Genomic DNA, 5,151 nt, shown 5'->3' with positions numbered 1-5,151 from the left:
CACACAATGCGAGGCGGTGCTGCCACGACCCACCCGGCCACGTAGCTGGTGCAGCTGGGCCAGGCCAAGCCGCTCAGGGTTTTCGATGATCATCAGGCTGGCGTTGGGCACATCTACACCGACTTCAATCACCGTGGTCGCCACCAGTAAATCCAGCTCAGCGCTACTGAACTGCTGCATCACAGCCTGTTTTTCAGCCGCTTTTAACCTGCCGTGTACCAGCCCTATGCGCAGGTCCGGCAGGGCTTGCTGCAGTAATACTAAGGTATCTTCAGCCGCCTGATTTTGCAGCGTTTCTGACTCCTCAATCAGCGTGCATACCCAGTACGCCTGACGCTGTTCCGTTTTAACGGCGCTGCGCACCCGCTCAATAATATCGTCGCGCCGGGTGTCGGGTATAGCGACGGTCGTCACCGGTGTGCGCCCGGGCGGCAGTTCATCAATAATCGAGGTGTCTAAGTCGGCATAGGCTGTCATGGCCAGCGTGCGTGGGATGGGGGTTGCCGTCATGACCAGCTGGTGCGGATAGACACCGGCCATACCGCCTTTTTCGCGCAGCGCCAGGCGCTGATGCACGCCGAAACGGTGCTGCTCATCAATAATAATCAATGCCAGCCGGTGGAAGCTGACTTGCTGTTGAAACAGCGCATGGGTGCCGACCACCATTTGTGCGCTGCCATCGGCTATGGCATCCAGCGTGGTTTGCCGGGCTTTACCTTTAGTTTTACCGCCAAGCCAGGCCACGCTGATATCAAGCGGCGTAAACCAGCGGGCAAAGTTAGCCGCGTGCTGTTCGGCCAGTAACTCTGTCGGCGCCATTAATGCCACCTGATAGCCATTACCGATAGCAGTCAGCGCGGCCAGCGCGGCCACCAGCGTTTTACCTGAACCAACATCTCCCTGCACCAAACGTAGCATTGGCAGCGTCTGACCTAAGTCATGGCGTATTTCTTCAGTGACCCTTTGCTGTGCGCCGGTGGGTGCAAAAGGTAATGCCGACAGAAAGCGCTGCTGCAGACTTGGGTCGATCTGTAATGCTATGGCCTGTTGCTGTTGGCCCTGGCTGCGTAGTTTATGCATGCTGAGTTGCTGGGCAACCAGCTCTTCAATAATCAGCCGCTGCTGTGCCGGGTGCTTGCCGAGCTCCAGCAATTGCAGACTGGCATCCGGTGGTGGGCGGTGAATATAGGTAAGGGCTTCTGTCAGTGACCAGCTGTGCTGCGTCTGGGAAGCAGGTAAATACTCGTCTGGCTGGCTGCGCAGTAAATGCTGTAAGGCGGCATCAGTCAGGCTGCGCCAGGTGGCCTGACGTAACCCTTCGGTTGTGGGGTAAATAGGTGTCAGCGTTTCACTGACTTCAGTCAGCAGCTCGTCGTTATGCAGCCGGTATTCCGGATGCAGCATTTCCAGGCCACGCGGGCCGCGTTTGGCCTCGCCAAAACAGCGCAGCAGCACGCCTGGTGTGACGGCATTTTTTTGCGCCGCACTAAAATGAAAAAAGCGTAGCGTCAGATAGCCACTGCCGTCTTTAATTTTCACCAGCCAGCTGCGTCTTTTACCGAGCTGAATTTCACTGCTGACGACTTCTCCCAGTACAGTACCGTGCATCAGCGGCATTAAATCGGCGATGGCATAAATACGGGTACGGTCTTCATAACGCAGCGGCAGGTGAAACAAAATATCCTGTACTGACTCGATACCCAGCTTGCTGAGTTTCTCGGCTGCTTTGGCGCCAACGCCTTTGATCACGGCGACCGGGGTTTGTTGTAGTGAACTGCTCACGCTTGGCTTGTCACTCTGGCTTTGCCTTTAACTGCTTGATCCTGGGGCTTAGCACCATATCGGTGTAAAGCCGCTTTACGGTACCATCAGCTTGCATGGCTTTTATATGCCGCTCGATGGCTGGTAGCAGATTGATATACTGGCTTTGGCGGGATACGCCTATGTTGATATGGGCGTTATTGCCGGTACTGATATTCAGTGCCGCAATACGAAAGCGATCCTGATAACTGCTGGTAGAAAAAATGGCATCAGAGGTGCTGACAGTCGGGGAAATAAGGGCGTCTACTCTGCCGCGATACAGCATTTCCAGGCCAGACTCTATCGATTCTACTTCTGCCACATGTGAGCGGTTTTGCTGGATAAACTGCATGGTGTTTTCGCTGTACAGATAGCCGCGGATGCTGGCAACGGTCAGGTTTTTCAGCTGGCTGAACTGCGTTAGCGGCCTTTTATCACTGCGCAGTAAAAACACGCTTTCGGCAATGGTGGTCTCATAAGGCAGCAACACCATAAACTTTGCTCTGTCCTCGCTGAACTTCAGGTTAGACATTAAATCGACCTGGCCTTCTTCCATCAGGCGGAAACAGCGATTTATGGTGGTTCTGGGTGTAAAACGCAGCGTAAAGCCGCTGCGCCTGGCTAATTCATGCATCAGGTCGACCGAGGGCCCATAAGGCTCAGTGACATCTTCATAATGGTGAAAGCCTGAAAAGTGATCCAGGCACCAGGTGAGTTCAGGCTGCTGTGGTTCGCTGTGACTGACCGGCTCCTCAGATTTGAGCACGTTGCTTAACAACGCTGTGCCTGCAACAAGTATCTGTAATAGCCGGTGGTTACGCATACAACATCCTAGTGGGTGGACGGTACTTCCATCACGCCATCGATTTCAATCTGGCTGGCCCGCGGCAGGGCAGACACCTGTACTGCAGCTCTGGCTGGGTAAGGCTCGGCAAAGTACTGGCTCATGATGTCGTTTACGGTGGCAAACTGGCTTAGATCGGTCAGGAAAATATTCACTTTGACCATGTCGTTCAAGCCACCACCGGCAGCTTCACATACGGCCGCCAGGTTTTTAAACACCTGATGGGTTTGTTCGGCAAAATCGTCAGATACCATTTGCATGGTTGAAGGCACTAACGGGATTTGACCTGACAGATACACAGTAGTACCAATTTTTACCGCCTGGCTGTAGGTGCCGATAGCTTTCGGTGCATCATTGGTACGGATAATTACTTTTGACATGGGTTTTATTTCCTTCTGTATACTTTCTGTACATCCGGCATGACGCGTATCTTACGCATCACATTGGCCAGCTGTATTCTGTCGCGTACCGACAGCGTAATTTTGATCACATACTCACCGGTATCGCGATCATCGGTTGCCAGATCCTGAATGTTTGAGTCCTGCGAGGCAATGAGTGTGGTCAGTTTCGCCAGCACACCCTGACGGTTCACGATAAACACGCGGATATCACACAGGAATTGTTTATCGCCGGTTTTATCCCAGCGCACCGGGAAAAACTTGCCGGGTTCTCTATCCCAACCTTTGATATTGCGGCAATCTGCCCGGTGCACGTTCAGGCCTTTACCTGGCGTGGCGCTGGCTACAATTTCATCGCCCGGAATGGGGCGGCAACACTTGGCAAAGGTTAACAGCATACCTTCTGAACCAATAATAAAGGCTTTGCTTTTCTGTAGCGGGCCAGCTGTTTCTTTATTGCTGCTTTCGTCTGACTCAAACTCACCCAGTAAGCGGCGCGCTACTGCAACGGCGAGCTGGTTACCCAGGCCAATTTCGCTGCACAGCTCATCGAGTGATTTTTGTTTGGTATTTTGCAGTACCTGCTCGATACGCTCTGGCGCGATATCTTCCAGTTTTACTTCGCCAAGCGCAGAGCTGAGTAAACGTCGGCCCAGGCCAATGGCTTCATTTTGCTGCTGTTTCTTCAGGTAGTTACGGATACCTAAAATAGCACGGCTGGTCACCACGTAATTCAACCAGTTGGCGTTAGGTTTACCACCGGGGCTGGTAACAATTTCTACTGTCTGGCCGGTTTCCAGCGGTTTATTCAGTGGATAAGGCCTGCGATCTACCTTGGCCCCAACACAGCGGTTACCAATATCGGTGTGCACAGCATAAGCAAAGTCAACGGCAGTGGCGCCAATAGGTAGCTCAACAATTTTACCCTTGGGAGAGAACACATAAAGCTCATCCGGGTACAGTTCAGATTTAACGTTTTCGACAAACTCTGCGCTGTTGCCGGCATTTTGCTGCAGCTCCAGCAGGCTTTGCATCCAGCGCCGGGCACGAATTTGTGCAGTGGTATCCTGATGCTGGCCATTGGCTTTATACATCCAGTGCGCGGCGATACCCTTATCGGCCATTTCATCCATTTCGCGGGTGCGCATTTGTATTTCAACCGGAATACCGTGCGGCCCTACCAGGGAGGTGTGCAGCGACTGATAACCGTTCTGTTTGGGAATGGCGATATAGTCTTTAAAGCGGATCTCAATCGGTTTATACAGGTTGTGCACCACGCCCAACGTACGGTAGCAATGATCAATGCTGTCTACCACGACACGGAACGCGTAAATGTCCATCACATCGTTGAACATCAGCTCTTTGTTTTTCATCTTACGGTAGATGCTGTACAGGTGCTTTTCGCGGCCACTAACATCAGCATTGATCCCGGCTTGCTCCAGCCGGCCTAAAATTTCATGCTGAATTTTTTCCAGCAGCTCGCGTCGGTTGCCACGGGCCTGTTTAACGGCAGTCGACAGTGCGCGGTAGCGCATTGGGTACAGTGCCTGAAAACCCCAGTCTTCCAGCTCATTCTTAATATTATGTATACCCAGGCGGTTTGCGATGGGGGCGTACAGCTCCAGCGTTTCTTTGGCGATGCGGCGGCGCTTTTCTGGCCGTAGGGCGCCCAAGGTGCGCATATTGTGGGTGCGGTCTGCCAGTTTAATCAGGATAACGCGGATATCCTGCGTCATCGCCATAAACATTTTTTGCAGGTTGGTGACTTCAAACTCGTGATAGTCTTTAAACTTTACTTTATCCAGCTTGCTGACGCCCTGAACCAGCTCGGCAACGGTGTCACCAAATTTACTGGCGAGTTCTTCTTTGCTAACCGGAGTGTCTTCAATCACATCGTGCAGCAGCGCGGCCATCAGGGTTTCATGGTCCATATGCATATCGGCCAGAATGCTGCTGACGGCAACCGGATGAGTAATGTAAGGCTCGCCGCTGGAGCGGATTTGCGGCGCGTGCGCGTCGCGCGCGACCACATAGGCCTGTTGCACTAAGGCAACCTGCTCGGGTGGTAAGTAAGCACTAATCTGTTTCTTCAGACCTTCAAATAAATAC

Annotated in this window: 4 protein-coding genes; all 4 read right to left on the bottom strand. The window is 52.8% G+C overall.

All coding sequences use genetic code 11. The features are described from left to right. On the bottom strand, positions 1-1,782 hold a 1,782-nt coding region (gene recG / locus VIN66_RS15465), incomplete at its 3' end, for an ATP-dependent DNA helicase RecG (RefSeq protein WP_331924810.1). Between the two features lie 10 nt (positions 1,783-1,792). Next, positions 1,793-2,623: a substrate-binding periplasmic protein gene (locus VIN66_RS15460; RefSeq protein WP_331924809.1), complete on the bottom strand. Its 831-nt coding sequence runs from the start codon at positions 2,621-2,623 to the stop codon at positions 1,793-1,795. A gap of 8 nt (positions 2,624-2,631) precedes the next feature. After that, a complete protein-coding gene (locus VIN66_RS15455; RefSeq protein WP_331924808.1) occupies positions 2,632-3,024 on the bottom strand; it encodes a RidA family protein in 393 nt (130 codons plus the stop codon). A gap of 5 nt (positions 3,025-3,029) precedes the next feature. Then, a complete protein-coding gene (gene spoT / locus VIN66_RS15450) occupies positions 3,030-5,135 on the bottom strand; it encodes a bifunctional GTP diphosphokinase/guanosine-3',5'-bis pyrophosphate 3'-pyrophosphohydrolase (RefSeq protein ID WP_331924811.1) in 2,106 nt (701 codons plus the stop codon). Between the last annotated feature and the right edge of the window lie 16 nt (positions 5,136-5,151).

It is taken from the genome of Rheinheimera sp. (assembly GCF_036568245.1).
Taxonomy (GTDB): Bacteria; Pseudomonadota; Gammaproteobacteria; order Enterobacterales; family Alteromonadaceae; genus Alishewanella.
The sequence above is the reverse complement of the archived record's forward strand: the minus strand, read 5'-3'. Positions and strand labels throughout refer to the sequence as shown.